A 24,048-nucleotide genomic window follows, 5' to 3' on the forward strand; every position below is an offset into this window, starting at 1 on the left:
TTATGCCGCTCATCGGAGTCAACACCTGGGTGTGGGCGTCACCGCTCACCGACGGCGAGCTGGCCGTGCTCGCGCCCCGGATCAAGGAATGGGGCTTCGACCTGGTCGAGCTCCCCGTCGAGCGGCCGGGCGACTGGGATCCTGCCAAGGCGGCCGAGCTGCTGGAGGAGCTGGGGCTGCTGGCCACCGTCGTACTCGTGATGCCGCCGGGCAGGGAGCTCGTCGCCGCGGACACGATCGCGGAGACCCAGAACTACCTGCGCCACTGCGTGGACGTCGCGGTCACCGTCGGCAGCCCGGTGATCGGCGGCCCGGCGTACGCCTCGGTCGGCCGTACCTGGAGGATGTCGTACGGCGAGCGGCAGGCGGCCTACGCCGAGCTGCGGGAGAACCTCGGGCCGGTCGGCGCGTACGCGGCCGAGCGCGGCGTCACGGTCGCCGTCGAGCCGCTGAACAGGTACGAGACGAGCCTGCTCAACACGGTCGAGCAGGCGCTGGAGGCGCTGGACGGCCTGCCGGGAGTGGGGCTGGCGCTGGACGTCTATCACCTGAACATCGAGGAGCGCGATCCCGCCGCGGCCATCAGGGCGGCTGGGGAGAGGCTCGCCCACCTGCAGGTGTGCGCCAACGATCGAGGGGCCCCCGGCGCCGACCACCTCGACTGGCCCGCGCTGAAGGCGGCGGTCGAGGCGGCCGGGTACGAAGGCCCCTGGGTGATCGAGTCGTTCACGGCGCACAACCGGACGATCGCGACGGCGGCGTCCATCTGGCGCCCGCTCGCGGAGAGCCAGGACGCGCTGGCCGTCGACGGGCTGGCGTTCCTGAGGGCGCTTATCGGCTGACGACGGTGATGCGGCGGCCGACGGCGTTGTTCTGCTCCAGCTCGTCCACCAGCGCGGCCGCGTAATCCTCGGCGGTGCAGAAGCTGTTGCCCTCGGCGTCCGAGAGGAGCTGGTCGCCGCCCAGCTCGTAGGAGCCCGTACGCTCGCCAGGCGCGATCACGGCGGACGGCGAGATGTAGGTCCAGTCCAGGTCGCCCGCCTCTGCCCGGATCACGCCGAGCAGCTCGCCCTGCGCGAGGGCCTCCTGCTTGTACATCTCGGGGAACTCGGGGGTGTCGACGAGCCGCTTGCCCGGCGCGACCTCCAGGCTGCCCGCGCCGCCGACGACCACGAGGCGGCGCACTCCCGCCTTGCGCAGGCCGTCCAGCACGCCGCGACCGGCGGCGAGCAGCGGGCCGGTGGTCTCCGAGCCGTCGCGCGGCGGTGCGATCGCCAGCACGACGGCGTCCTGGCCGGCGGCGAGCGCGGCGATGGCGGAGGCGTCGTGCGCGTCGGCCACGTGCGTGCCGTTGGCGCCGCTGCGCGAGACCCCGGTCACCTCGTGACCCCTGGACGTGGCTTCTGCCGCGACGCGGCTCCCGATCATGCCGTTGGCACCGATCAACAGAATCTTCATGTCGGTGACAGTATCCAACAGATACTGGTTACTTCAACGGAACCTTGCTACCTTATGGAAACTATGGAGAACGGTGACGCTTTCGACCCCAACTGCCCGACCCGTCTGATCCTCGACCGCATCGGCGACAAGTGGTCGGTTCTGGTGGTCCTCAGCCTACGCAAGGGACCCCTGCGTTTCACGGAACTGCGCAACCTCATCGGCGGCGTGACGCCGAAGGTCCTCACCCAGACCCTGCGCGCGATGGCCACCGACGGGCTGCTCACCAGGCACGTGTACGCCGAGGTGCCGCCGAGGGTGGAGTACGAGCTGACCCCGCTCGGCCTGTCCCTCTACGAGCCCATCCAGGCGGTCACGGACTGGGCCGAGGCCAACGTGCACAAGGTCATGGAGGCTAGGAACCAGTGAGCCAGCGCATCGGGTTGGTGTGGGTGAGCTGGTGGATGGTCTCCTCGGAAACGCCCGCCTCGCGCAGGCGCGGCAGCAGGGTGTGGAAGACGTGCGCGTACCCGGGACCGGCGTAACGCTGCAGCTGTGAGACGCGGCACGTGCCCGTGCTGAGCAGCAGGCGCTCGCCCAGCCCCTCCTCGATGAGCCCGAGCGCGATCCGGCACGCGTGGTCCGCCCCGAGCCCGAGCGAGCCGATGCTCACGTACGCACCAGCCTCGGCGATCTTGCGGGCCACCGCGTGGTCGGCCCCGGCGTACCCGACGCTGACCTGCGAGCCGGGAAGCCCCTGGCCGAGCAGGATCTCCAGCATGCCCAGGCCGTCCTGCCCGTAGGTGGCCACGGGCAGGTGGGTGGTCAGTGAGGCGCGCGCGGCCGCGACCAGGCAGCGCTCCTCGACGGGGGTCGCCTCGGCGCCCCAGCAGCCGACCTCGCCGATGACGCCGGGGAAGACGCCGGTGCCGTCCAGGCCCGAGGTGATCTCGTCCATGAGCCGCTTGGTCAGCGTCTCCACGTCGGTCTCGCCGACGTGCGTGAACGGCTCGGTGAACAGGCCGGTCGAGGCGATGACGGGCACCCTGCTGCCGGCCGCGATGCGGGCGAGCGCGGCGGCGTCGCGTCCCATGCCCAGGCAGGTGAGGTCGACCACGAGGTTGAGCTGGTCGGACTGGCGGAGCTCGCGCAGCTCGGCCGTGACGGTCTGCTCCTCGTCGAGCCAGCGGTGCGGGTCGGAGTCGATACCGACGGCCCAGCGCATGTCGATGCGCAGGTGTTCGTGGGGGAGTACGGCACCGGTGATCGCCGTGGCCCTGATGGGGCCGGTGACGGTGCGAAGCATGACCTCGGGCATGCACGACATTAACCGATATTTGCTCCCAGACCACCAGGTCGGGAGAAAACTTTACCTCCGGGTCGTTTGTCAGCCCGTAAGCGGCTCGCAAGGGGTTGCGCGGATAATGTGGGATGTAACCGACCGTCACGGGGGGATCGTGGGCCTGCAGGAATCAGAGACGGGCGACGCCGACAAGCTGAAGGACGAGGCCGCCAAACGGTCGTGGCTGGACGGTGTCCGGTCGACGCGGACGGGCGCGCTCACCCTGAAGATCGTCATCGGGGTCATCGGCTCGATCATGGTGATCGGCGGCCTGATCATGGTGCCGTTCCCGGGGCCCGGCTGGCTGGTCGTCTTCGGCGGCCTCGCCGTACTCGCCACCGAGTTCCACTGGGCGCACAAGGTCCTGGAGTTCGGCAAGCGGATCCTGCACGCCTGGACCGAGTGGTACAAACGCCAGGGCCTGATCATCAAGATCCTGGTCCTGCTGGTCACCGTCTGCGTCGCCGCCGTGATCGTCTACTTCGGCATGCGCACCCTCGGGATCGACCTCATCGACTGGGGACGCAAGCTCCTAGACCGATAGTGATGGATGGGGCCACATCAGCCCCGCGCGTGCCTAAGCTGCCCGCGTGATCGTCGCTGCCATCCTCGCCGTCGCCCTGTCCGTCCCGCTGCCCGGCACGGGCGTGCGGCTCGCGGAGAAGACCGGAGATCCCGTACGGCTGAGCGCCTACGGCCTGGGCGCCAAGCAGGTCTACCTGCGCGGCACCCAGGGCTTCGTCAGGCAGAAGGCGCTGAGCGAGGTGGCCGTCTCGCCCGACCAGACCAAGGCGGCGGGCGTGCCCACGAGCTACAAGGACGGGCGCGACGGCCTGGTCCTCATCGACCGTGCCACCGGCAGGTCCGTCCGGGTGCCCACGGTGAAGATGCCGCTGACCGCCTCCTACGCCTCCTGGTCGCGCGACGGCTCCAAGGTGGCGCTGACCGTCGAGCGCAAGACGGCCGGCAAGTGGCGCTCTGTCGGCTACACCGTCGTCGACGTCGCCAGGCGCACCGCGATCACGGTCACGCCCGCGGGGCTGGACGCCAGGGCGACCCTGTGGTGGAGCCCCGACGGCACCCTGGTCTCCCGCTACAAGACCGGCGTGCGCTTCTACCGCGCCGCCGACGGCAAGACGGTCAGGACGTACCTGAAGACGGGGCTGCCGACCGGTCCCGAGGATCCGTTCTCACCGTCGGGCAAGCGGCTGGCCACCTGGTGCCCGGCCCGCTACACCGAGCACGTCTGCCTGGCCGACCCGGCGACCGGCGCGATCGCCCAGCGCGTCGCCGTACGGCCCGCCGCGTTGTTCGGGTGGTGGGACGAGACGCACCTGATCGCGGCGCTGCCCAAGGGCGCGGCCTACGAGCTGGCCGTCGTCGACCTGACGGGCAAGACCACCCGCGTGCTCGGCGGGGTGCCCGCCAAGGCGTGGAAGGCCGGGTTCTGGGTGAACTTCGTCCGTCAGAGGTAGAGGCCGGTGCCGTGGTCGGTCTCCTGGGTGGCCACGGCGTGCAGGTCGCGCTCGCGCATCACCAGGTAGACCTGCGTGTGCAGCTCGACCTCGAACTGGTCCTCCGGGTTGATGAGCACCTTGTCGCCGACCTTGACCGAGCGCACGTTGGTGCCGACGCCGCAGACTTCGCCCCAGGCCAGCCTGTTGGCCATCTTCACGGTGGCGGGGATGACGATGCCCGAACCGCTGCGGCGCTCCTCGGCGTCCTGCTCCAGCCGGATCATCACCCGGTCGTGCAGCATCTGGATCTCGAACTTGGGGTCTGGCACAGGGGCAGTTTACGTCCGGGTTTGCAGGAACGTGCAATCGGCGTCCGCGGAGGGAGCGGGTCGGCTATAAATTCCCCTACGCCGACGGCGTCATTAAATAAATGTCCAATTATGCGAGTATCTGCAGGTCGTGGGGCTTTTGATTCTGCTCTTAGGTGCATCTGGATTTGTCGGGAAAAGCGTCCTTTCGGCGCTGGGGGAGAGCGCGGTCACGCGAGACCGGATCGATCTGGTCACAGCGCCCCACTCCGACCTCGTCGAGCTGCTGGACGAGGTGTCGCCCACCGCGGTCGTCAACTGCTGCGGCGCCACCACGGGCGACGCCGTCGAGCTGACCAGGGCCAACGTGATCGCCGTGGCCAGGCTCGCCACAGCGATGCGTACGGCGGCGCCCGGCGCGCGGCTGGTGCACGTCGGCAGCGCGGCCGAGTACGGCTCCGTGCCGATGGGCCCGGCCATCACCGAGACGAGCGCGTGCCGCCCGGTCAGCGACTACGGGCTGACCAAGCTGGTGGCCACCGAGCTGCTCGGCTCGGCCGACGGGCTGGAGACCGTCGTGCTCAGGCTGTTCAACGTGATCGGGCCCGGCGCACCGCCCGATTCGCTGCCCATGAGGTTCGCCGCCCGGCTGCGCGAGGAGGGCGACCTGGTGGTGGGCGGGCTGGAGGTCTACCGCGACTTCGTCGACGTGCGCGACGCCGCGGCGGCGATCGCCGCGGCCGCCACCGCGGAGGGGCCGCTGCCGCCGGTGCTCAACGTGGGCAGCGGGCGGGCGACAGCCGTACACGACCTGATCGGGACGCTGGTGGAGATCGCCAGTCCGGGCACCAGGGTTCTGGCGGGCGCGCAGGGGTCGCCCGCGGTGCCCTGGCAGTGTGCCGACGTCACGGCGGTGGAGGGCGCGCTCGGCTGGCGGCCGGAGAGGTCGCTGCGCACGTCCCTGGCCGACCTGTGGGCGTCGCTGGAGGAGGTGGTTCCGGCATGACGGAGCGGATGACGGAGCCCCGGGTCCAGCGCGGCTCCGAGACGCTGCCCCGCGAGGCGTGCGTGCCCGCCTACTTCCATCCCGAGCGCGACACCGACGCCTGGAAACGGCTGCTGGCGAACCCGCCGCGGCTGGTCGTGCTCAGGCCAGGCGAGGAGAAGGACGCCGCCTACCCGCCGGTGATCAGCCGGCTGGTCGCGGCGGGCACCGAGGTGCTCGGCTACGTGGACACCGACTTCGGCCTGCGCGACATCGCCGAGGTCCGCGCCGACCTGCGGCGCTACCGGGCGTGGTACGGCCTGCGCGGCGTCTTCCTCGACCAGGTGGCCGCGAGCGAGGACCGGCTCGGCCACTACCGGGAGGTAGTGGAGGGGGTGCGGGGGACGCTCGTGCTCAACCCCGGCGTCTACCCCGATCCCGGCTACGCGGACCTGGCCGACGTGCTGGTCACCTTCGAGGGGCCGCTGTCGGCGTACAAGGCGATGCGCGAGCCGCTCTGGGCGCGCGGGCTGGCCAGGGGGCGCTTCTGCCACCTGGTCCACGACGTGCCGTCCAAGGCGTTCGACCCGACGCTGCGCAGGGCCATCAGGCACGCGGGCACCGTCTACGTCACCGACCGCACCGGCGACCAGCCCTGGGGTGATCTGCCCGCTTACTACGGCAGGCCTGTCGTGGCAGGATAAATCGCATGATCATGGCGTTCGGCGCATCGGACTGGCAGTGGATCAACCCGCCCCGTCAGTGGGTCGCCGACGACGGCCTCAGCCTGTTCTGCGAGCCGGGCACCGACCTGTGGCGGAAGACCCACTACGGCTACACCTATGACACCGCGCACCTGTTCGGGCGGATCGTGCCCGGGGACTTCCGGCTGACGGTGACGCTGGAGGGCGACTACGCCGAGCAGTACGACCAGGCGGGCGCCGTGTTGCGGATCGACGAGCGCACCTGGATCAAGGCGGGCGTCGAGTACGTGGACGGCGGCTACACGCTCAGCACGGTCGTCACGCGGGAGCGGTCCGACTGGTCGGTGGTGCCGCTGCACTCGGTCGCCGACCACGTGACGTTCGACCTGGAGCGGGTGGGCGACGCGGTGACCGTGCGCTACGGGCTGGACGGCGAGCGGCCCGACCACCTGCTGCGCCTGGCCCACTTCCCGGCCGAGGCGCCGGTGTTCGCCGGGGCGATGGCCGCGGCCCCCGCCGGGAAGGGGTTCACGGTGCGGTTCAACGAGGTGCGCGTCACGGCAGCGTGAGCTCGGCGAACACGGGGCGGTGGTCCGTACCGCGCAAGGGGTGGACGCTGTAGGAGCGCACGGCGATGCGGCGGTCGGCGAGCACGTGGTCGATCACCACGCCGGGGACGTGCCCGTCCTGCGGCCAGGTGGCGGTGAAACCCTGGCCGGTGACCTCCCCGGCGTCCTGGTAGCCGCTCGCCAGCAGGTCGCGCACCGGGCCGTGGTCGAGGGTGGCGTTGAAGTCGCCCGCGAGGATCCGCAGCGGCCCGCCCGCCCTCGGCAGCGCCCTGAGCCCCGCGCTCCAGCACGCCGCCCGGCGCGCCAGCTTGGGCGCGCACGGGTGCACGGAGACGATCTCCAGCCCGTTGGTCGCGGCTCTGGCCTGGTTGAACACGCCGTTCGTGATCAGCGGCTGCTCGGTGAGCGGAGAGGCGGCGTAGATGCCGGAGCCGCTCGCCCCCTCCCTGGAGCGGTCGACCGCGTAAGGCATCAGCTCGCGCAGTCCCGCGTCGTCGAGTCGCTGACGTGCCTCCGGCGTGAGCTCCTGCAGCGTGAGAATGTCCGGCTTCAACTGCCTGACCAGCGCCATCAGCCCGGCCGTGTCCGCCTGGCCGACCATGAGGTTGGCCGCCAGCACCCGCAGTTCCCTTCCCCGCGCCGGAGGCGCCGCGTTCGCGAAGGCGCGGGGCAGGGCCACGGCGGTCAGCGCGACCGCCGTGACGCCTGCGACCACGATCGGCGTCCACCTGCGCGACAGCAGCGACAGCAGCAGCGCCACCACCGCGCCGATCGCCACATAAGGGGTGAACGCCACAAGGGGCACCCATGGCCAGACCTCGTCCAGCACGCCGGTCAGCCTGAGCAGCGCCCACAGCGCGAACGGTGCGAGCAGCAGCCAGACCAGGACGCGCCCCCGCCTGCGCCCCGGCTCGATCGTCGTGTCCGTCAAGATCTCGTGCCTCCTCGGATCTGTATTGCCCCACGCCCATGATCGGGTTCACGTGTGCAGATTTGGCGGAGGAGATGTCAAGGTATGTCCCATGTCTGATGTGGAAGCCAGGGTCCTCGCCGCGATCGACGAAGCCGAGACCGTGAACCTGCTGGCCGAGACGGTCAGGGTGCCGAGCGTCACCGGGACGGACGCCGAGTCCGACCTGATGCACACCTACGCCCGTCTGCTCACCGAGGCCGATCTCGACGTCGACGTCTGGAAACTCGACCTCGACGACCTGCGGTCCCGCGACGGCTTCCCCGGCACCGAGGCCCCCAGGGTCGAGGGGTACGGCGTGGCCGCCGTCACGGGCGGCGAGGGCGAACCGGCGCTCGTGCTCCAGGGCCATGTGGACGTGGTGCCGACCGGCGACCTGGCCAAGTGGGCGGGCAGCGACCCGTTCGCCGCCCGCATCACCGGCGACACCCTGCACGGCAGGGGCGCGTGCGACATGAAGGCCGGGCTGGTGGCCAACCTCGCGGTGGTGCGCGCGCTCAGGCGGGCAGGTGTACGGCTGGCCAGGCCGCTGGCCGTGCACTGCGTGATCAGCGAGGAGGACGGCGGGCTCGGCGCGTTCGCCACGCTGGCCCGCGGGCACCGGGGCGAGGCGGCCGTGATCACCGAGCCGACCAGCGGGACGGTCATCACCGCCAACGCGGGGGCGCTGACGTTCCGGCTGGAGGTGCCGGGCCGGGCGGCGCACGGGGCGACCCGGTACGAAGGGGTCAGCGCGATCGAGGTGTTCTGGCCGGTGTTCGCCGCACTCCGCAATCTCGAAAAATCCAGAAATGTCGATCTGCCGCGGATCTTTGACGGAAATGTCATGCCGTACCCCATCGAGGTCGGCACCGTGCGCGCGGGTGACTGGTCCAGCAGCGTGCCCGACCTGCTGGTCGCCGAGGGGCGGCTCGGGGTGCGGCTGGACGAGGATCCCGCGCACGCGCGGGCCGCGTTCGAGGAGGCCGTCGCGTCGGCCGACCACCCGTGGTTGCGGGAGAACCCGGTGCTGGTCACCTGGCCGGGCGGGCAGTTCGCCAGCGGGCGGCTCGCGCCGGGCCACGAGCTGATCGGCCAGGTCATGGGCGCCGTGGCCGACGTCAGCGGCTCCCGGCCGGTCGAGGCGGCCGCGCCGTACGGGAGCGATCTGCGGTTGTACAGCGCGGGAGGGATCCCGTCGCTGCACTACGGCCCTGGCGACGTGCGGTTCGCGCACGCGCCGAGGGAACAGGTGGAGCTGGCCGAGCTGCGCGAGGTCACACGAGCGCTGGCTCTGCTCGCTGTCCGGCGTTGCGGAGCACTCTGACCAGCGTGCTGGGGCTCAGCAGCGCGGGCGGCGGGTCCATGAGGTTGGCCACGCGCAGGAAACGCCTGCCCAGCTCGGGGTCGTGCGCGGCGGCCGCGTGGAACCGCTCCAGATAGGCGTTGACCATCCGGATCCGCGGCGTCACCTCGCCCTCCACGCCGGGCAGCCGCAGGTCGCCGCCGACCACGATGTCCCAGGGCGCGTCGATCAGGCCGGAGATCTTCTTGTAGAAGGCCTGCGGCCGCCCGCCGCCCGCCCGCGCCCACTCCAGCAGCGCCGCCGCCTCGGTCGCGGCGACCGTCATGCCCTGGCCGTACATCGGGTTGAACGCGCACACGGCGTCGCCCATGACGATCAGGCCGGTCGGCAGGTCGGTGAGCCGCTCGTAGCGCCGCCGCACGCTGGCCGGGGTGTGGTAGGCGCGCGGCTCGCCGATCGGCTCGGCTGTCACCAGGAGTTCGTGCAGGTCGGGAGCGGCGAGCGTGGCGGCGTGCGCGACGAAGCCGGGCAGGTCGAGCGGCGGCGTCGCACCGCAGTAGCCGCCCTGGGTGACCACCCAGCGGTCGCCCTCGACGGCCAGCGCCACGCCGGCGCGCGGCGTCCGCGGCGTGGGCGTGGTGATGATCACCAGGTCCCCGCCCAGGTCGCCGGGGCGGCGGCGGAACTCCCTGGTGGCGTAACGCAGGTCGACGGTCACCCGCTCCTCGTACGGCGGGGCGAATCCGAGGTCCATCAGCCACGTCGGGGCGCGTGAGCCGCGCCCCGAGGCGTCGACGACGAGGTCGGCGTGCATGTCCCTGCCGTCGGCCAGCCGGACGCCGGTGATCCTGCCGTCGTGGGTGGTCAGGTGCTGGACGCTCAGGTTGTCCTCGACGGCGACGCCGTACACGGACTTGACGCGCCGCCGTACCTGGCCTTCGAGCATCGGCCTGCTGACGAGCAGGCCGGTGAGCCCGGTGACCGCCGGGGCGAGGCGGTGGCCGTTGCTGATCCACCGCGACACGCTCTGCAGGTCCCCGGCCATGGCGCCCCTGGCGACGAGCTCGCCGGTGAGTCCTGGTAAGAGGTCTTCCATGACCTCCCTGCCCCTGGCGAGCAGCCCGTGCGCGTGGTGGCTCTGTGCCGACCCCTTGCGATGGGCGTCCCGCGCGGGCAGGGTGTCACGATCGACGACGGTGACGCGCCGGGCCACGCGGCTGAGCGCGGCGGCGGCGAGGAGGCCCGACATGCTGCCCCCGATGATGATGACGTTGTCCATGCCCTGAGAGTCGCCCCAGGGCTGGGGGACGGTCTGCGGCGTTATGCACGCTCGACGGGAAGACCGGCCTCCTTCCAGTCCTTGATGCCCTCGCGGTAGACGCGGACGTCGTTGTAGCCGAGGTCGCCCAGGCGCTTGGCGACGGCGTGGCTGTTGCCGCAGGTGGTGTCGGAGCAGTACGTGACGATCGTGGCGTCCTTGTCGGGGAGCACGGTGGCGGCGCGCTCGGCCACCTCGCTCTCGACCAGGGCGACCGCGCCGGGCAGGTGCTGCTCGGCGTAGTAGCCGCCGCCCAGGGCGTCGACCACCACGACGCCGCCCGCGTCGATGGCGCTCTTGAGCTCGTCACGGCTGATGGGTGCGGTCATTGCGGCCTCCCAGGTAAATGGACTACAGTCCGTTTGTGTGAACACCTCGGAAGCTAGCGGACCGCAGTCCGGTTCGTCAAGGGAGCTGCTCGACCTTCTGGGCGGGCCGCCCGTCAAGGAGCGGGCGGACGCGGCGCGCAACAGGGAGAAGGTGCTGGCCGCAGCCGCGAGCCTGTTCAGGCAGAAGGGCGTCGAGGCCGTCTCGATGGACGCGATCGCCGCCGAGGCGGGCGTCGGCAAGGGCACGTTGTTCCGCCGCTTCGGCGACAAGGCGGGGCTGGCGGTGGCGCTGCTCGACGAGCGCGAGCGCGAGCTGCAGGAACGCATCCTGTCCGGACCGCCGCCGCTGGGCCCCGGCGCGCCGGACGGCGAGCGGCTGCAGGCGTTCACCGACGCCTACCTCGACTACCTGTTCCTCCACGTCGACCTGGTGCGCATGTCGGAGACCGCCACGCACGGCGCGCGCTACCACATCGGCGCCTACCGGTTCTGGCACCGCCACATCGCCATCCTGATCGGCGCGGACGCCCTGGCCCACGTCCTGCTGGCCGCCCTGGCGGCAGAACCCGCCGCGATGCTGCTGGAGAGGTACGGCGAGGCCGAGGCGAAGCGCGCCGTCAGGGAAGCCGCGCGGGCGATCTGCGAGCTGCGGGGACGATGAGCGGCGTGCCCGTCTGCGGGTCGGCGATGATCTCGCACGACAGCGCGAACACCTCGGCCACCAGCTCCGGCGTGACGATGGCCGCCGGGTCGCCCTCGGCCACGATCCTGCCGCCGCACATGACGATGAGATGGGTGGCGTAGCGGCAGGCCTGGTTCAGGTCGTGCAGCACCGCGACCATGGTCCTGCCCTGCTCGTGCAGGTCGGCGCAGAGGTCGAGCACCTCGATCTGGTGGGAGATGTCGAGGAACGTGGTGGGCTCGTCGAGCAGCAGGATCGGCGTCTCCTGGGCCAGCGCCATCGCCAGCCAGACGCGCTGGCGCTGCCCGCCGGACAGCTCGTCCACGATCCGGTCGGCCAGCTCGGCCACGTCGGTGGCCGCCATGGCGGTCGCGACGGCCGCCTCGTCGGCGGGCGACCACTGGCGCATCAGCCGCTGGTGCGGGTAGCGGCCGCGGGCCACCAGGCCGGCCACGGTGATGCCGTCGGGCACGATCGAGGTCTGCGGCAGCAGGCCGAGCCGCCGCGCCACCTCCTTGGACGGCAGCGAGGTGATCACGCTGCCGTCGAGGTGCACGGCGCCGGAGCGCGGCTTCATCATCCTGGCCAGGGCGCGCAGCAGGGTGGACTTGCCGCAGGCGTTCGGCCCGATGATCACGGTGAAGGAGCCGTCGGGGATCGCCACGTCGAGCCCGGCGGCGATGACCCGCTGGTCGTAGGCGAGCGTGAGGTCGGTTCCGTTCAGCCGGGCCATCAGTGACGGTCCTTTCTCAGGAGTAGCGCGAGGTAGACGCCGCCGATCGCGGCGGTCAGCACGCCCACGGGCAACTGGGTCGGTGCGAAGAGGCGCTGGGCGGCCAGGTCGGCCACGGTGAGCAGGACGGCGCCGGTGAGCGCGGAGGCGATCATGGTGACGCCGGGGGAGCGGGTCAGCCGCCTGGCCAGCTGCGGCGCGGCCATCGCCACGAACACCACAGGACCGGCCGCCGCCGTCGCCACCCCGCACAGCAGCACCCCGGCGACGATCGCCGCGGCCCGCACGGCCTCGACCCTGATGCCGACCGCGCGAGCGGCGTCGTCGCCCATCTCCAGCATCCGCAGCGGCCTGGACACCAGGCAGCACAGCGGCGCGAGCACGGCCAGCGCGACCGCGACGGGGATCGCGTGGTCCCAGCCGCGCCCGCTGAGGCTGCCGGTGAGCCAGGCCCCGGCGTTGGCCGCGTCGTTGATGGTCGCCTTGGTCAGCATGAACGAGTCCGCCGCGATGAGCACGGCGTTGACGCCGATCCCCACCAGCACCAGCCGGTACCCCTGAACGCCGCGGCGGAAGGCCAGCAGGTAGACCGCCGCGGCCGACAGCACGCACCCGGCCAGCGAGCCCGCCGCGATCTGCGCCGCCGACCCGCCCGCGATCACCATGAGCACGCCGCCGGTGGACGCCCCGGCGGTGAACCCGATGAAGTCCGGGCTGCCGAGGGGGTTGCGGGTCAGGCTCTGGAAGATCGCCCCGCTCAGCCCGAACGCCGCGCCGACGGCGAGCCCGGCCACCACGCGCGGCGCGCGCAACTCGCCGACGATCAGCTCGGCGACCGGCGACCCCTGGCCGAACAGCGCGGTGAGGATGTCGCCGACCGGCACGGTGAACTCGCCGGTCGAGATCGCCACCAGCCCGGTGGCGACCGCTGTCACCACCAGCGCGGCGTTCGTGAACACGGCGCGGGGGGAGACCCGCCACGAATACGGTCCGACGCGCGTCACAGGGCGGCCAGCCTCTTGCGCCGGGCCAGCAGGATGAAGACGGGCCCGCCGACGACCGCGCACATGATGCCGACCTGCACCTCGCCCGGCGGCGCCACGAGCCGCCCGACGATGTCCGCCCCCAGCAGCACGACGGGAGCCAGCACGGCGGAGTACGGCAGCAGCCACCGCTGGTCCGGCCCCACCACGGCCCGTACGGCATGCGGTACGGCCAGCCCGACGAACCACAGCGGCCCCGCCCCGGCCGTCGCCGCCCCGCACAGCAGCGTGACCGCGACCGCGGTCAGCACCCGCGTCCTGCCGACCGCCACGCCCAGCGCCCTGCCCGCGTCGTCGCCCAGCGCGAGCCCGTTGAGCGGCCTGGCCAGCAGCAGGGCGAGCACGATGCCGACCGCCATGAACGGCACCAGCCGCACGATCACGTCCTCGGTCTGCGCCGCCAGCGAGCCGGTGAGCCAGAACCGCATCCGGTCGAACGCCTGGGAGTCCATACGCAGGATCGCCGAGGAGATCGCGGTGAAGACCATGCCGAGCGCCACTCCCGCCAGCGCCAGCCGTACAGGACTGGCTCCTGAACGGCTCGCCGACCCGAGCGCGTACACCAGGACGGAGGCCAGCGCGGCCCCGGCGAAGGCGAACCACACGTAGACGGCCGGGTCGGTGAGCCCGAACGCGCCGATCGCCAGCGTCGCGCCCAGCGCGGCGCCCTGGTTGATGCCGAGCAGCCCGGGGTCGGCGAGCGGGTTACGGGTCAGGCTCTGCATGAGCGCCCCGGCCAGGCCGAGCGCGGCGCCCGCACCGAGCCCGAGCACCGTGCGGGGGACGCGCAGGCCGACGATCACGGTGTGGTCGCCCGCTCCCTCCGTGCCGGTCAGCGCGTCGATCACGGTGGCCAGCGGCACCGAGCGCGCGCCCAGCGCGATGCTCAGCAGCGTGACCAGGACGAGGAGCCCGGCGGCTGCCACGAGCCCGGCGGCCAGCCCGGCCGATCGTCCCCTCGTGGTCGCCGCGATGGGAACCGCGCTCACTCCCGCCCCTCTCGTTCGTCAAGCTTAGGTAAGGCTAACCTAGCGCAGGGAAGCCTAACCTAAGGAGCGGGTATGTCATTGACCAGGCGGAGTTTGCTGCTCGGCACGCTGCTCGGCGTCACGGCCTGCGCGGCCGGACGTCCACCCGCACCCGCCGCGGCGACCGGGTGGCGGTTCGCCGACGACCGGGGCAGGAAGATCTCGCTGGCGGCCCGGCCCGCCCGCGTCGTCGCGCAGGTCAGCGCGGCGGCCGCGCTGTGGGACTTCGGCGTGCGGCCGATCGCGGTGTTCGGCCCGCACAAGCTGGCCGACGGCGCCAAGGACCCCGAGGCGGGCGACATCGACGTGACCAAGGTCGCCTCGGTCGGCAACGTCTGGGACGAGTTCAACGTCGAGCAGTACATCGGGCTGCGGCCCGAGCTGCTCGTCGCCGGGATGTACCAGGGCGACGAGCTCTGGTACGTCCCCGCGAAGTCGGCGGCGACGATCGAGAAGGTCGCGCCGACCCTCGGGATCCGGCAGCAGGGCAAGGCGGGCGACGAGCTGATCAGGCGCTACGAGGAGCTGGCCGTGGCGCTGGGCGGGGCGGGCGATCCCGCGTTGAAGGCGCGCTTCGAGGCGGCCGCTTCGCGGGTTCGTCCCGGGCCCAGGGTGCTCTTCTGTGGGGCCTCGCCCGAGCAGTTCTGGGTCTGCAACCCGGCGAGCTTCCCCGACCAGAAATACCTGCGGTCGCTGGGCCTGGACATCGTGGTGCCGGAAAAGCCCGACCAGACCGGCTACTACGAGACGCTGAGCTGGGAGAACATCGACAAGTACGCGGCGGATGCGATCTTCGTGGACGCGCGGGCGCAGTCGATGAAGCTCGCCGAGATCGCCAGGAAGCCCACGTGGTCCGAGCTGCCCGCGGTCAAGGCCGGTCACGTCTACCCGTGGCGGGCCGAAATGCGCTTCAGCTGCCAGGGCTACACGACCCTGCTGGACGAACTCTCGGAAAACCTGGCTAAGGTAGCCCCTCGTAGTTAGGTAAGCCTCACCTTAGGAGCTTGTTGTCATGAGGAGAATCCTCGTCGGCCTTGGCGCCGTTCTGACGCTGACCGCCTGCGGCGGAGGGACGGCGGCCCCCGTCACGAAGGCGACGACCGCCGCGGTCTCCTTCTCCTTCACCGACGACCGCGGCAGGAAGGTAGACCTGCCCGAGCGGCCCACCAGGATCGTCGCCCAGGTCGGCGCGGCAGCCGCCCTCTGGGACTTCGGCGTGCGCCCGGTGGCCGTCTTCGGCCCGCACAAGCTGAAGGACGGCTCCAGGGACCCGCAGGCCGGCAACGTCGACATCGCCAAGGTCACCGGCCTGGGCAACGTCTGGGACGAGTTCGACGTCGAGCGCTACATCGGCCTCCAACCGCAGCTCCTGGTCAGCAGCATGTACCTCAAGGACGACCTGTGGTACGTCCCGGCCAAGTCGAAGGAGACGATCGAGAAGGTCGCCCCCACCGCCGGCGTCATGCTGACCGGCAAGAGCGCGGCCGAGGTCATCCAGAGGTACGGCACGCTCGCGCGGCAGCTCGGCGCCGACGTGAACACCCCGGAGATCACCCAGGCGAAGAAGCGGTTCGAGAGCGCCCAGGCCGAGCTCGAGACGCTGGTCGCGAAGGGCCTGAAGATCGAGATCGTGTCGGGTAGCCCGGACGCGCTCTACGTCTCGACGCCCGAGATGGTCCCCGACTTCAAGCTGCTCAGCGACGCCGGGCTCGACGTGGTGCGGCCCAAGGTCGACGCCCAGGGCTACTTCGAGACGCTGAGCTGGGAGAACGCCGACAAGTACAAGGCCGACGTGATCCTCTTCGACAGCAGGACCCAGGCCACGCAGCTCGCCGAGATGAAGAAGAAGCCCACCTTCGCCGAGCTGCCCGCGGTCAAGGCCGGTCAGGCCTACCCGATGTGGGTGGAGACCCCTTACAGCTACCAGAAGTGGGCAGACGAGCTCGAAGGCCTCGTCGCCAATCTCAAGAAGGCTAGTAAGCTCCCCTGACCTCGACGATCTCGGCCAGCGGGAACTCCAGGTAGTCGCCCGCCTCCTCGCACCACGCGTCGAGCGCGCCGCCGCGCAGCTCGCCGTGGCTGATCGTGGCGGTCAGCCCGTCGGTGAGGGTGATGCCCGCCCGCACGCCGCGGTCCACGACGAAGCCCAGCAGCGACTGCTGGGCGGTCGGCAGCCTGGTCGCCATCCTGCCGATGATCGCCCAGGTGCGCCCGTTGTGGTCGCCGGCGCCGTTCTCCGCGGCCGTCAGCAGCCTGCGCGCGTGCTCATGCGGGTCGGGGGTGGGTTCGGCGATGACGTGCGGGGCGACGCCGAGGTCGGACAGCTCGGCCACCTGGCCGCCGGGCAGCAGGATCAGCTTGCCGTTCTGCGGCTCCTCGATGCGGGTGCGGCGGATGGCGATCTCGCCGGTGTCGGAGATCGGCACCGGCGCGTAGCCGTTCTCGCGCAACGCGGTCAGCGTCTTGTCGGCGGGCGTCGAGCTGACCAGCACGGTCGGGGCGAGCAGCCGCAGGCCCAGCCGGGTCAGCCGCCGGTGCGCCGCGATCTCGGCGAGCAGCGCCGGGTCGGAGGCCTGCACGATGCAGCCGACCGTGGTCACCGTCACCTCGCCGTGCCTGCGCGCCACGTCGTGCACGAGGTATTCGAGCGGCTGGGGGACCGTACCCACCCCGGCCAGCTCCTCAAGCAGCTCGTCGGCGTCGTAGCCGTGGTCGAGCGCGCCGCGCACGCTCTCGGTGGTGAAGCGCCACACCGAGGCGGCACCGCGCGACTCGCGCTCGGCGACCCGGTCGAGCAGCGCGGCCAGCTCGGTGGACGGCGGGCCGGTCACCACGGCGGTCAGGTCGGGGCCGAAGAGCGCGCTCCTGCGCACGCTGGCCAGCGCCCTGGTCGACGCCTCCACCAGGACGGGGTCGTGCTCGACCATCGGCACCATGTCGTCGTTCTCGTCGCCCGCGCCGGCGGTCAGCCCGGCCAGCGCCCTGCCGAGGTCGGTGAGCGCGTCGTTGGCCAGCAGGCCGAGCAGCCTGGCCTCGTCGAGCACCGCCCAGGCGCAGTCGGTGAGCAGGGCCTGGTCGAGCAGCGGGGAGTGCCAGTGCACGTTGCGCACCAGGCTGCCGCGGTCGGCGAAAGCCGTACCCGAAGGAAGGTGGGCCAGGGTCGTCACCACGGCGCGCCTGATGCGGGCGATCGCCGCGCCGGACTGGTCGTCGCCCAGCACGGTCAGGTATTTGCCGTCGACCTTGCGCAGCGACGAGCGCTCCATGCGCCACCACGCCGACAGCAGCACGCGCAGCCTGGCCGAGCCCTCGTCGAGCCGCCAGCGGTCGAAGCGGTCGGTGGGTACCATACCGCCGGACTTCTCGTCCCAGGCCAGGAGCCTGGCGACGGCGCAGATCTCCAGCAGCAGCCGGGTCTCGTCCTCGTCGCAGCCGGTCTCCTTGGCCACCCTGCGCACCTCGCGCACGCCCACCCCGCCGGTCTTGAGCAGCGGCAGCGGCGCCTTGGCCGTGTTGTCGAGCAGCGCGGCGCACCGCTCGACCACGTGCGGAGCCGACAGCGTCATCAGGTGGTCGACCTCTTCAGGGTCGACCGGCAGCGTGGCCACCTCGGGCGGGTCGGGCGTGAACGGCGGGTGGTACTCGGGGCCGCGCAGGCACAGCGCCACCTCGCGCGGCATCTCGGCCACGTGCCAGCTCGGCCGGTAGATCAGCCCGTGGTCGGCCGCCCACTTCTCGCTCGTACCGATGATCACGAAGCGGCCGCCGTCGACGTCGCGCACCGGGCCGTCCCACGCGAACTCCTCCAGCAGCCGCCGCGTGCCGTGCGGGGCGTTGCGCAGCAGCGCGCCCAGCCGCTCGGTGTCGCTCAGCACCTCGGTGACGCGGACGATGGTGCGGCGCTTGTTGCCGTGCGGCGGCAGGCCGAGGTTGCGCGACAGCGAGCGCAGGGTGTCGTTGCTGATGGTCCAGGAGTTCAGGTAGTGCTCGAGGGGCTCGCCGAGGCCGAGCGGCGCCGCCCACCAGCGGGAGACGGCCTCGGCCAGGTGGATGCCGCCGTCGTCGTCGGGCCAGGCCAGCGCGTGGTCGTAGAGGCGTTCGAGCCAGGGGGCCACCTCGTCCTCGCGGGCCCCGAGGAAGGCGGCCATCCGCTGCGTGGTGGCAGGGCCGGGCACGACGAGGCATGCCTGGGCGAGCTCCAGGCACGGCAGGGGGAGGTTGCGCATCGCCTCGATGACGGCGAAGCCGTTGCCCAGCCGCTGGGCCAGCGTGTCCAGTCGCCGCGGCCACGGGGCCGCTATCGCGTCCGGCCGGTTCTTGAGAACGCGGGCAAGCCGATCTTCCTCAAGTGTCCGCAACCAGCCGAGCAGGTGATCATCCATCGGTCAGCACTCTCATGGGGGGTCGCGCGCGGGACTCACCGTGAGCCATGAGCATCCACGGTAATGCACATCACCCCCGGTCAGGAGAGGACTGCCCAGACGATCTTCCCGTGAGGTGCGAGTGCCGACCAGCCCCAGCGGAGGCTAAGCGATTCGACGATGTGGAGCCCCAGGCCTCCGGGATCCAGAGGGCCCGAGTAACGCAGGACGGGTACCGAGGACCCTGGGTCGGTGAAGGCGCACGTGACCAGGGGGCCGCGCCGTACGAGAGACATGTGGACGGGTCTGGGCGCCCTTTGTTCGGACAGGCGCAGGCCGTGGCGCAGGGCGTTGGTCGCCAGCTCCGAGACCACCAGCTCCATGTTGTCTGACAGCTCGGCCAATCCCCAGCCGGCCAGCGTGCCCGCTGTGAAGATGCGTGCTGAGTGCACGGAGGAGGCAGCGGGCGGGAGGACGTAGGTGGCGCTGGCGGACGGGCCTGCGGTGAGGAGGTCGCGCGCCGCCTCCGGCCACCAGCCGATGGGCGGCCACCAGTCGAACCTGGTCCAGTGGCCGACCGTTTTCGTGGACTGCACGGTGATCATTCTGGGGCAAACTATCGTGCAGGTGCAAGAGCGAATGCACGTGCATCAGCGGTGTGCACGCGCTACCGTTGCCGCCATAGGTTCTCCTATAGGGGGAAATTTCAGGAAAGGGGAGTTGACTGCGGCCCGTGATCTCTTGGCCGTGAAGTGACAGACTGTGTGGCAAGGAAACGACCAAGGAGCACCACGTGTCCATTGATCCGCCGGGTTCTGGTTCGACCGTACGGCGCATCATGCTCGGTGCGAGCTTGCGACGGCTGCGTGAAGCAAAGAGGCTCACGCGCGACCAGGCCGGATTCCACATCCGCGCCTCCGAGTCGAAGATCAGCCGCATGGAGCTCGGCCGTGTCGGGTTCAAGACACGTGATGTGGAAGACCTGCTCACGCTGTACGGCGTCGTCGACGACGCGGAACGGCGTGCCCTGCTGGAAATGGTCCGCGAGGCCAACACCCCCGGGTGGTGGCACAAATACTCCGACTTTCTGCCCTCCTGGTTCTCCACGTACGTGGGCCTGGAGGAGGCCGCGAGCCTGATCCGCACCTACGAGGTGCAGTTCGTGCCCGGCCTGCTGCAGACGGCGGCGTACGCCCAGGCCGTCTTCCAGCTCGGCAACCCCGATGCAACCCCTGAGGACATAGAACGCCGTGTGCATCTGCGCATGCAACGGCAGGAACGCTTCACCGCGAAGGACGGCCCGCGCCTGTGGGCGGTCATCGACGAGGCGAGCCTCAGGCGGATCATCGGCGGGAGAGAGGTCATGTCCGAACAGCTTCAGCATCTGCTGCACGTCGCCGGCCTGCCCAACATCACCCTGCAGGTGATGCCCTTCAAGTACGGCATGCACGCCGCTGAGGGTGGGGCGTTCAGCATCATGCGGTTTCCCGAGTCCGACCTGTCGGACGTCGTCTACGTCGAACAGCTCTGGGGTGCCCTGTACCTGGACAAGCGTGAGGACATCGATCCGTACCTCACGGCCATGGAGCAGCTGTGCGTGGAGAGCACCACGCCGGGAGGCACGGTTGAGCTCATCGACGGTCTTCTCAGAAAGATGTAGATGGAGCACACCTACAACGGCATGCCCGCGACCGACCTCACCGAGGTCTCGTGGCGCAAGAGCCGCTACAGCAACTCGCAGGGCAACTGCGTGGAGCTCGCGGAGCTCCCCAACGGCGGCATCGCCGTACGCAACTCGCGATTCCCCGAAGGCCCGGCCCTGATCTACACCCGCGACGAGATCCGTGCGCTGGTGCTGGGGGTCAAGGACGGAGAGTTCGACGGCCTGCTGGTTTGACCGGTCCATCGCTGGGTGTAACACCCTTTTAACCTCCGGCGCAGCCACTTAACGGGGGTGCGCCGGAGGCGTAACCGTTTCCGCCGATCGCACCGGCAGGATCGGTCGCATGCTCGACAACATGACGCTCTATCCCATAGCCGACGACGTTCTGATCGCTCCCGGGGGCAAGGTGGTGATCCGTACGTATGGCGTGGGGTCCGCCGTGGGTGTCTCCTACCGCACGTGGGTGACGGGGGTGCGCGAGCACCCTCGTTACTGGCATTGGGGGCACTTCGAGGACGCGGCCAGCGGGCATCGCAAGGTGCTCGAGTGGCTGACGGGACGGGGTCCGCAACCGGTGGCCGCTTGATAGGCTTCCTGCCAAGCAATCGCTTGGCCGAGGAGGCGCTGTGCGGCGAGGGATCCACCTGTTGGAAGAGGTCGACTTCCGGCCCATGAACTCCCGCAAACCGCTGGAGTACCTGACGTGGCTGACCCGGTACAAGGAGGAGGACCTGCACCGGGAAGCGCCGGAACTCACCGAGGGGATGTCGATCAGGTCGCGCGAGATCGACCTGGTCGGGGCGTTCTACGCGGTCGGGATCACCGGGCACCCCCAGTTCAAGGCCGTCACGCTGTGGGACTGCCACGGCGGGTGGGACGGGGGGTGGCGGCAGATGATGGAGATCTACTCGGGGGTGGACAGCAAGCTCTTCCTGTCCGACATCGACGACCTGCGGTTCTCGGCGTTCTCGCGGCCGTTGGGGGCGGTGCACGGGTCGCCGTCGCTGTCTTCCGTGTCACCATCCGAGTTCTACCTGTTCGAGAGCGCTACGGTGCGGCCTGGGGCGGCGCTGGAGTACCTCGACGCGGTGCGGTCGGAGCGGCTGCCCGTGCTGGCTGACCATGGGCATCGGCTGGTGGGGTTGTACGAGGTGCTGTTCTGCGACACCGAGGTGGTGACGGTGTGGGGGATGTCGCTGGACGATCACCTGGGGATGCAGCGGGCGCGGGACGCGGCGCTGGGGCTGGATGACGAGGTGGAGGGGGATCCGCGGTTGCTGGAGTGGAGCAAGAGGGCGCGGTCGTTCCTTACGGGGACGTGGCGCGAGACCCTCCTCGCCCCGTTCCCCGGATCCCGGCTCGCCCCCTGACACGTTCGCCGATACGGCGGCCGGCCACGGTCGCCCGGTGAGCGTAACCCTCCCGAAGACCCCAGCCCCGTACGGCGGGCGGCGCGTCTCCCGGCTCCGCCGTACCTCAAAAACAGACGCGGGTGGCGTGTTCCTCGGCTCCGCCGTACCTCTCGAAAAAACCGACTCATCGGGATAACGTCAGGGCTGCGGAGGCAGCCATGAGCGACTTCAACGGGCGCGCGTACGACACACCCGACGATCACGTGGCCTCGTGCCAGGAGTGCGGTGCCGCGCTGGCGCTGCTCGGCACCGGCGACCCTGCGGCGCAGCCACCCCCGCGCCTGCGCGACGCGGTCCTGTCGAAGGCGCGGCGCACCAGGCAGGAGGCCGCGGCGCAGGTGGCGGCGCTGGCCGTACCCTACGCTGCCCAGGTCGCGCTGATGGAGGAGCTCCTCGACGGGCTGTCGCACGACCAGTGGGAGGCTCCGGTCGTCAAGCACGGCACCGTACGCGGGATGATCGGCCACCTCGCGGAGAACGACGCCAGAGCGGCCCACTTCATGGGCGTGTCCACGGCACTGCCCGAGAGAGCCGAGACGCGGTGGCGCAGGCAGGCGACCGGACTGCTCGAACGGGTGTCGGTCAACGCCGAGCCGCTCCTGGCCGTGGAGATGGCGCTGGCCGGGCGGCGCCCCGTCCGAGGGACCCTGCGCCAGGCCCTGATCCAGCGCACGTTCGAGACCTGGACCCACGCCGACGACATCAGGACCGCCCTCGGCCGCCCCAGCGCCGTGCCGCCGGGGGAGACGCTGAACCTGATCGCGTCGTTCGGCCTGGCCCTGCTCCCCAAGGCGATGCCGCGGCGGGACGTGGTCGCCACGGTCGTCCTGACCGGCCCGGGCGGCGGGTCGTGGACCCTGCCGCTCTCCCCGGCGCCGACCAGGCCCGGCGTGCTGGTCTCCGCCAACGTCGTCGACTTCTGCCGTCTCCTGGCCGGGAGGTGGTCGCCGGACACGTTCCCGTACGCGGCGGAGGGCGACCCGGCGCTGGCCCGCGAGCTGATCGCGGCCGCGTCGACGCTGGGGTGTGACTGATGGCCGGCGACCTCGAACTCCACGCCAGGCTCGTCGGTGGTGACCTAACCGCGCTGGGGGACCTTTACGACGAGCACAGCGCTTTGGTGTACGGCGTGGCGTTGCGGGTCACGGGGAGCGAGTCGCAGGCGGAGGAGATCACGCAGGACGTGTTCGCGGCGTTGTGGCGGCGGCCGTTGGCGTTCGATCCGGGGTTGGGGTCGTTGAGGGGGTGGCTGGCCAGCAGGACCTTGCACGAGTCAGCAACCCGCAAGGTCCGCCACTGACCTCACTCATCGCGCCGTGCGTCCCCCCACAACCTCAGCCATCGAGTGGTTTATCCCCCCACAACCTCAGCCATCGAGTGGTGTATCCCCCCAAGACCTGAGCCCTTGAATGGTGTGTCCCCCACGACCTCAGCCATTGAATGGGGTGTCCCCACAGCAGGGTCACCCCCCACAGCAGGGCCACCCCCCACAGCAGGGTCACCCCTCCACGACAGGGCTGTCCCTCCACAACCCGCAAGCCCCTTAACTGACGCCAGCCCTCCACTGGGCCGTCCCCCACGACCCGACATCACCCACTCACAGGGGCATTCCAGCCAATGATCACCGGCTCGGCGTGCTCGAAGCCCAGCCGGGAGTAGGTGCCGGTGTCGAGCTTGAAGAACCGCCCATCCTCAGGCGGAAGCCCCAGCCAGCGCGCCGCGAACACCCGCAGAAAGTGCCCGTGCGCCACCACAGCCACATCCCCCTCGACCTGCCGAGCCCTGGCAATCACCCGATCAGCCCGAGCCCCCACCTGAGCAGCACTTTCCCCAGGATGCTCCGCATCCCCAGGAATCACCCCATCCCGCCACAGATACCACCCAGGGTGGGTCTCACGGATGGTCGCCGTAGTGATCCCCTCATAACCCCCGTAGTCCCACTCCCAGAGATCAGGATCAACCTCGTAGCCAGCCAGTCCAGCCAGCTCAGCGGTACGCCGAGCCCGAACCGCCGGACTAACCAACACAAGATCGAAGCTCCGAGCCTTAACCACAGGCACCAACGCAGCCGCCTGCTCCTCCCCATTGGCCGTCAGGGGCAGATCAGTCCGCCCGGTGTGACGCCCGTTCCGACTCCACTCGGTCTCACCATGCCTGAGCAGCAACATTTCGTTCATAACCACACATCATCTTCCACCCCCGTTTTCTTCCCACCCCCAACCCCACCTTCCCGCGCCCCAACCCCTACGAGCCGCCACCACCCCCGCCCATAGCCGCACCAATGCCCGCTCGCAGCCATCGACCCCGACTACCGCCCTCAGCCACTGCCCTCAGCCACTGCCCTCAGCCACTGCCCTCAGCCACTGCCCTCAGCCACTGCCCTCAGCCACTGCCCTCAGCCACTGCCCTCAGCCACTGCCCG

Annotated in this window: 29 protein-coding genes; 17 read left to right on the forward strand and 12 right to left on the reverse strand. The window is 70.7% G+C overall.

What is annotated here, in order from left to right; genetic code table 11:
- The first annotated feature begins 2 nt into the window (after positions 1 to 2).
- A complete protein-coding gene (locus ACIBG8_RS53040; protein ID WP_397351054.1) occupies positions 3 to 842 on the forward strand; it encodes a sugar phosphate isomerase/epimerase family protein in 840 nt (279 codons plus the stop codon).
- On the opposite strand, the gene ACIBG8_RS53045 is transcribed toward ACIBG8_RS53040, so the two are convergent.
- Entirely contained in the window at positions 832 to 1,458 is a 627-nt protein-coding gene (locus ACIBG8_RS53045; RefSeq protein ID WP_397351055.1) for an NAD(P)-dependent oxidoreductase, read from the reverse strand. The two genes, ACIBG8_RS53040 and ACIBG8_RS53045, sit on opposite strands and share 11 nt — an antisense overlap.
- A gap of 63 nt (positions 1,459 to 1,521) precedes the next feature.
- Between ACIBG8_RS53045 and ACIBG8_RS53050 the strand changes: the two genes are divergently transcribed.
- The gene (locus tag ACIBG8_RS53050; RefSeq protein WP_397351056.1) at positions 1,522 to 1,866 is read left to right on the forward strand and encodes a winged helix-turn-helix transcriptional regulator; all 345 of its coding nucleotides are present in this window, start codon (positions 1,522 to 1,524) and stop codon (positions 1,864 to 1,866) included.
- Here the strand turns inward: ACIBG8_RS53050 and ACIBG8_RS53055 are convergent.
- Complete coding sequence (locus ACIBG8_RS53055) at positions 1,853 to 2,755, reverse strand: phosphotriesterase (RefSeq protein WP_397351057.1); 903 nt, start codon at positions 2,753 to 2,755, stop codon at positions 1,853 to 1,855. The genes ACIBG8_RS53050 and ACIBG8_RS53055 overlap by 14 nt on opposite strands.
- Before the next feature lie 139 nt (positions 2,756 to 2,894).
- On the opposite strand from ACIBG8_RS53055, the gene ACIBG8_RS53060 reads away from it, so the two are divergent.
- Both ACIBG8_RS53060 and ACIBG8_RS53065 read left to right on the forward strand, forming a co-directional pair.
- Complete coding sequence (locus ACIBG8_RS53060; RefSeq protein WP_397351058.1) at positions 2,895 to 3,323, forward strand: TIGR02611 family protein; 429 nt, start codon at positions 2,895 to 2,897, stop codon at positions 3,321 to 3,323.
- A 46-nt stretch (positions 3,324 to 3,369) separates the two neighbouring features.
- Positions 3,370 to 4,254, forward strand: coding sequence for a TolB family protein (locus ACIBG8_RS53065; protein WP_397351059.1), 885 nt, complete (start codon positions 3,370 to 3,372; stop codon positions 4,252 to 4,254).
- On the opposite strand, the gene ACIBG8_RS53070 is transcribed toward ACIBG8_RS53065, so the two are convergent.
- Positions 4,245 to 4,565: a GroES family chaperonin gene (locus ACIBG8_RS53070; protein ID WP_397351060.1), complete on the reverse strand. Its 321-nt coding sequence runs from the start codon at positions 4,563 to 4,565 to the stop codon at positions 4,245 to 4,247. The genes ACIBG8_RS53065 and ACIBG8_RS53070 overlap by 10 nt on opposite strands.
- A 130-nt stretch (positions 4,566 to 4,695) precedes the next feature.
- Here ACIBG8_RS53070 and ACIBG8_RS53075 point away from each other — a divergent pair, with 130 nt between their 5' ends.
- From ACIBG8_RS53075 to ACIBG8_RS53085, 3 genes are read left to right on the forward strand one after another with little or no spacing between them, the layout of a single operon-like run.
- Positions 4,696 to 5,550: an NAD-dependent epimerase/dehydratase family protein gene (locus ACIBG8_RS53075; RefSeq protein WP_397351061.1), complete on the forward strand. Its 855-nt coding sequence runs from the start codon at positions 4,696 to 4,698 to the stop codon at positions 5,548 to 5,550.
- Positions 5,547 to 6,233, forward strand: a complete 687-nt coding sequence (locus tag ACIBG8_RS53080) for a spherulation-specific family 4 protein (RefSeq protein ID WP_397351062.1) — start codon at positions 5,547 to 5,549, stop codon at positions 6,231 to 6,233. The genes ACIBG8_RS53075 and ACIBG8_RS53080 overlap by 4 nt, the downstream gene beginning before the upstream one ends.
- A 5-nt stretch (positions 6,234 to 6,238) precedes the next feature.
- Positions 6,239 to 6,802: a DUF1349 domain-containing protein gene (locus ACIBG8_RS53085; protein WP_397351063.1), complete on the forward strand. Its 564-nt coding sequence runs from the start codon at positions 6,239 to 6,241 to the stop codon at positions 6,800 to 6,802.
- On the opposite strand, the gene ACIBG8_RS53090 is transcribed toward ACIBG8_RS53085, so the two are convergent.
- Positions 6,789 to 7,733 (reverse strand): endonuclease/exonuclease/phosphatase family protein, encoded by a 945-nt coding sequence (locus ACIBG8_RS53090; protein WP_397351064.1) that lies wholly within the window; start codon positions 7,731 to 7,733, stop codon positions 6,789 to 6,791. The genes ACIBG8_RS53085 and ACIBG8_RS53090 overlap by 14 nt on opposite strands.
- Before the next feature lie 91 nt (positions 7,734 to 7,824).
- Here ACIBG8_RS53090 and ACIBG8_RS53095 point away from each other — a divergent pair, with 91 nt between their 5' ends.
- Entirely contained in the window at positions 7,825 to 9,078 is a 1,254-nt protein-coding gene (locus ACIBG8_RS53095) for an ArgE/DapE family deacylase (RefSeq protein WP_397351065.1), read from the forward strand.
- Here the strand turns inward: ACIBG8_RS53095 and ACIBG8_RS53100 are convergent.
- Both ACIBG8_RS53100 and ACIBG8_RS53105 read right to left on the reverse strand, forming a co-directional pair.
- Positions 9,029 to 10,336, reverse strand: a complete 1,308-nt coding sequence (locus tag ACIBG8_RS53100) for an FAD-dependent oxidoreductase (RefSeq protein ID WP_397351066.1) — start codon at positions 10,334 to 10,336, stop codon at positions 9,029 to 9,031. The genes ACIBG8_RS53095 and ACIBG8_RS53100 overlap by 50 nt on opposite strands.
- Positions 10,337 to 10,377: 41 nt before the next feature.
- A complete protein-coding gene (locus tag ACIBG8_RS53105) occupies positions 10,378 to 10,704 on the reverse strand; it encodes a rhodanese-like domain-containing protein (protein WP_397351067.1) in 327 nt (108 codons plus the stop codon).
- A gap of 37 nt (positions 10,705 to 10,741) precedes the next feature.
- Here ACIBG8_RS53105 and ACIBG8_RS53110 point away from each other — a divergent pair, with 37 nt between their 5' ends.
- Positions 10,742 to 11,365, forward strand: a complete 624-nt coding sequence (locus tag ACIBG8_RS53110) for a TetR/AcrR family transcriptional regulator (RefSeq protein ID WP_397351068.1) — start codon at positions 10,742 to 10,744, stop codon at positions 11,363 to 11,365.
- Here ACIBG8_RS53110 and ACIBG8_RS53115 read toward each other — a convergent pair.
- The 3 genes from ACIBG8_RS53115 to ACIBG8_RS53125 are packed head-to-tail and all read right to left on the reverse strand — an operon-like array spanning position 11,322 to position 14,151.
- Positions 11,322 to 12,119 (reverse strand): ABC transporter ATP-binding protein, encoded by a 798-nt coding sequence (locus tag ACIBG8_RS53115; protein ID WP_397351069.1) that lies wholly within the window; start codon positions 12,117 to 12,119, stop codon positions 11,322 to 11,324. The genes ACIBG8_RS53110 and ACIBG8_RS53115 overlap by 44 nt on opposite strands.
- Complete coding sequence (locus tag ACIBG8_RS53120; protein WP_397351070.1) at positions 12,119 to 13,123, reverse strand: FecCD family ABC transporter permease; 1,005 nt, start codon at positions 13,121 to 13,123, stop codon at positions 12,119 to 12,121. Before ACIBG8_RS53120 ends, ACIBG8_RS53115 begins: the two co-directional genes overlap by 1 nt.
- On the reverse strand, positions 13,120 to 14,151 hold the full coding sequence (locus tag ACIBG8_RS53125; protein WP_397351071.1) for a FecCD family ABC transporter permease: 1,032 nt from the start codon (positions 14,149 to 14,151) through the stop codon (positions 13,120 to 13,122). Before ACIBG8_RS53125 ends, ACIBG8_RS53120 begins: the two co-directional genes overlap by 4 nt.
- A gap of 72 nt (positions 14,152 to 14,223) precedes the next feature.
- Here ACIBG8_RS53125 and ACIBG8_RS53130 point away from each other — a divergent pair, with 72 nt between their 5' ends.
- Entirely contained in the window at positions 14,224 to 15,174 is a 951-nt protein-coding gene (locus ACIBG8_RS53130; RefSeq protein WP_397351072.1) for an ABC transporter substrate-binding protein, read from the forward strand.
- 28 nt (positions 15,175 to 15,202) lie between these two features.
- The gene (locus ACIBG8_RS53135; RefSeq protein WP_397351073.1) at positions 15,203 to 16,180 is read left to right on the forward strand and encodes an ABC transporter substrate-binding protein; all 978 of its coding nucleotides are present in this window, start codon (positions 15,203 to 15,205) and stop codon (positions 16,178 to 16,180) included.
- Here the strand turns inward: ACIBG8_RS53135 and ACIBG8_RS53140 are convergent.
- Complete coding sequence (locus ACIBG8_RS53140) at positions 16,164 to 18,572, reverse strand: helicase-associated domain-containing protein (RefSeq protein ID WP_397351074.1); 2,409 nt, start codon at positions 18,570 to 18,572, stop codon at positions 16,164 to 16,166. The genes ACIBG8_RS53135 and ACIBG8_RS53140 overlap by 17 nt on opposite strands.
- Positions 18,573 to 18,652: 80 nt before the next feature.
- Positions 18,653 to 19,156, reverse strand: a complete 504-nt coding sequence (locus ACIBG8_RS53145; RefSeq protein ID WP_397351075.1) for an ATP-binding protein — start codon at positions 19,154 to 19,156, stop codon at positions 18,653 to 18,655.
- A gap of 233 nt (positions 19,157 to 19,389) precedes the next feature.
- Here ACIBG8_RS53145 and ACIBG8_RS53150 point away from each other — a divergent pair, with 233 nt between their 5' ends.
- The 6 genes from ACIBG8_RS53150 to ACIBG8_RS53175 all read left to right on the forward strand — a co-directional run bounded on the left by ACIBG8_RS53150 (position 19,390) and on the right by ACIBG8_RS53175 (position 22,926).
- Positions 19,390 to 20,211 (forward strand): helix-turn-helix domain-containing protein, encoded by an 822-nt coding sequence (locus ACIBG8_RS53150; protein ID WP_397351224.1) that lies wholly within the window; start codon positions 19,390 to 19,392, stop codon positions 20,209 to 20,211.
- Complete coding sequence (locus ACIBG8_RS53155; protein ID WP_397351076.1) at positions 20,212 to 20,448, forward strand: DUF397 domain-containing protein; 237 nt, start codon at positions 20,212 to 20,214, stop codon at positions 20,446 to 20,448.
- Positions 20,449 to 20,557: 109 nt separating this feature from the next.
- On the forward strand, positions 20,558 to 20,800 hold the full coding sequence (locus ACIBG8_RS53160) for a hypothetical protein (protein WP_397351077.1): 243 nt from the start codon (positions 20,558 to 20,560) through the stop codon (positions 20,798 to 20,800).
- A gap of 40 nt (positions 20,801 to 20,840) precedes the next feature.
- Complete coding sequence (locus tag ACIBG8_RS53165) at positions 20,841 to 21,584, forward strand: hypothetical protein (RefSeq protein ID WP_397351078.1); 744 nt, start codon at positions 20,841 to 20,843, stop codon at positions 21,582 to 21,584.
- A gap of 200 nt (positions 21,585 to 21,784) precedes the next feature.
- Positions 21,785 to 22,660 (forward strand): hypothetical protein, encoded by an 876-nt coding sequence (locus ACIBG8_RS53170; RefSeq protein ID WP_397351079.1) that lies wholly within the window; start codon positions 21,785 to 21,787, stop codon positions 22,658 to 22,660.
- Positions 22,660 to 22,926: a sigma factor gene (locus tag ACIBG8_RS53175; protein ID WP_397351080.1), complete on the forward strand. Its 267-nt coding sequence runs from the start codon at positions 22,660 to 22,662 to the stop codon at positions 22,924 to 22,926. The genes ACIBG8_RS53170 and ACIBG8_RS53175 overlap by 1 nt, the downstream gene beginning before the upstream one ends.
- Positions 22,927 to 23,215: 289 nt before the next feature.
- On the opposite strand, the gene ACIBG8_RS53180 is transcribed toward ACIBG8_RS53175, so the two are convergent.
- Positions 23,216 to 23,803: a histidine phosphatase family protein gene (locus ACIBG8_RS53180; RefSeq protein WP_397351081.1), complete on the reverse strand. Its 588-nt coding sequence runs from the start codon at positions 23,801 to 23,803 to the stop codon at positions 23,216 to 23,218.
- Between the last annotated feature and the right edge of the window lie 245 nt (positions 23,804 to 24,048).

Source organism: Nonomuraea sp. NPDC050556, from assembly GCF_044457355.1.
Lineage (GTDB): Bacteria > Actinomycetota > Actinomycetes > Streptosporangiales > Streptosporangiaceae > Nonomuraea.

Excerpts from the sequence above, each read along its gene's own strand:
- ACIBG8_RS53055 (WP_397351057.1), bottom strand. The coding sequence starts at position 2,755 with ATGCCCGAGGTCATGCTTCGCACCGTCACCGGCCCCATCAGGGCCACG.
- ACIBG8_RS53175 (WP_397351080.1), top strand. The coding sequence starts at position 22,660 with ATGGCCGGCGACCTCGAACTCCACGCCAGGCTCGTCGGTGGTGACCTA.
- ACIBG8_RS53160 (WP_397351077.1), top strand. The coding sequence starts at position 20,558 with ATGCTCGACAACATGACGCTCTATCCCATAGCCGACGACGTTCTGATC.
- ACIBG8_RS53150 (WP_397351224.1), top strand. The coding sequence starts at position 19,390 with ATGCTCGGTGCGAGCTTGCGACGGCTGCGTGAAGCAAAGAGGCTCACG.
- ACIBG8_RS53155 (WP_397351076.1), top strand. The coding sequence starts at position 20,212 with ATGGAGCACACCTACAACGGCATGCCCGCGACCGACCTCACCGAGGTC.
- ACIBG8_RS53080 (WP_397351062.1), top strand. The coding sequence starts at position 5,547 with ATGACGGAGCGGATGACGGAGCCCCGGGTCCAGCGCGGCTCCGAGACG.
- ACIBG8_RS53130 (WP_397351072.1), top strand. The coding sequence starts at position 14,224 with ATGTCATTGACCAGGCGGAGTTTGCTGCTCGGCACGCTGCTCGGCGTC.
- ACIBG8_RS53180 (WP_397351081.1), bottom strand. The coding sequence starts at position 23,803 with ATGAACGAAATGTTGCTGCTCAGGCATGGTGAGACCGAGTGGAGTCGG.
- ACIBG8_RS53045 (WP_397351055.1), bottom strand. The coding sequence starts at position 1,458 with ATGAAGATTCTGTTGATCGGTGCCAACGGCATGATCGGGAGCCGCGTC.
- ACIBG8_RS53040 (WP_397351054.1), top strand. The coding sequence starts at position 3 with ATGCCGCTCATCGGAGTCAACACCTGGGTGTGGGCGTCACCGCTCACC.
- ACIBG8_RS53085 (WP_397351063.1), top strand. The coding sequence starts at position 6,239 with ATGATCATGGCGTTCGGCGCATCGGACTGGCAGTGGATCAACCCGCCC.
- ACIBG8_RS53095 (WP_397351065.1), top strand. The coding sequence starts at position 7,825 with ATGTCTGATGTGGAAGCCAGGGTCCTCGCCGCGATCGACGAAGCCGAG.
- ACIBG8_RS53145 (WP_397351075.1), bottom strand. The coding sequence starts at position 19,156 with ATGATCACCGTGCAGTCCACGAAAACGGTCGGCCACTGGACCAGGTTC.
- ACIBG8_RS53100 (WP_397351066.1), bottom strand. The coding sequence starts at position 10,336 with ATGGACAACGTCATCATCATCGGGGGCAGCATGTCGGGCCTCCTCGCC.
- ACIBG8_RS53140 (WP_397351074.1), bottom strand. The coding sequence starts at position 18,572 with ATGGATGATCACCTGCTCGGCTGGTTGCGGACACTTGAGGAAGATCGG.
- ACIBG8_RS53050 (WP_397351056.1), top strand. The coding sequence starts at position 1,522 with ATGGAGAACGGTGACGCTTTCGACCCCAACTGCCCGACCCGTCTGATC.
- ACIBG8_RS53105 (WP_397351067.1), bottom strand. The coding sequence starts at position 10,704 with ATGACCGCACCCATCAGCCGTGACGAGCTCAAGAGCGCCATCGACGCG.
- ACIBG8_RS53170 (WP_397351079.1), top strand. The coding sequence starts at position 21,785 with ATGAGCGACTTCAACGGGCGCGCGTACGACACACCCGACGATCACGTG.
- ACIBG8_RS53135 (WP_397351073.1), top strand. The coding sequence starts at position 15,203 with ATGAGGAGAATCCTCGTCGGCCTTGGCGCCGTTCTGACGCTGACCGCC.
- ACIBG8_RS53115 (WP_397351069.1), bottom strand. The coding sequence starts at position 12,119 with ATGGCCCGGCTGAACGGAACCGACCTCACGCTCGCCTACGACCAGCGG.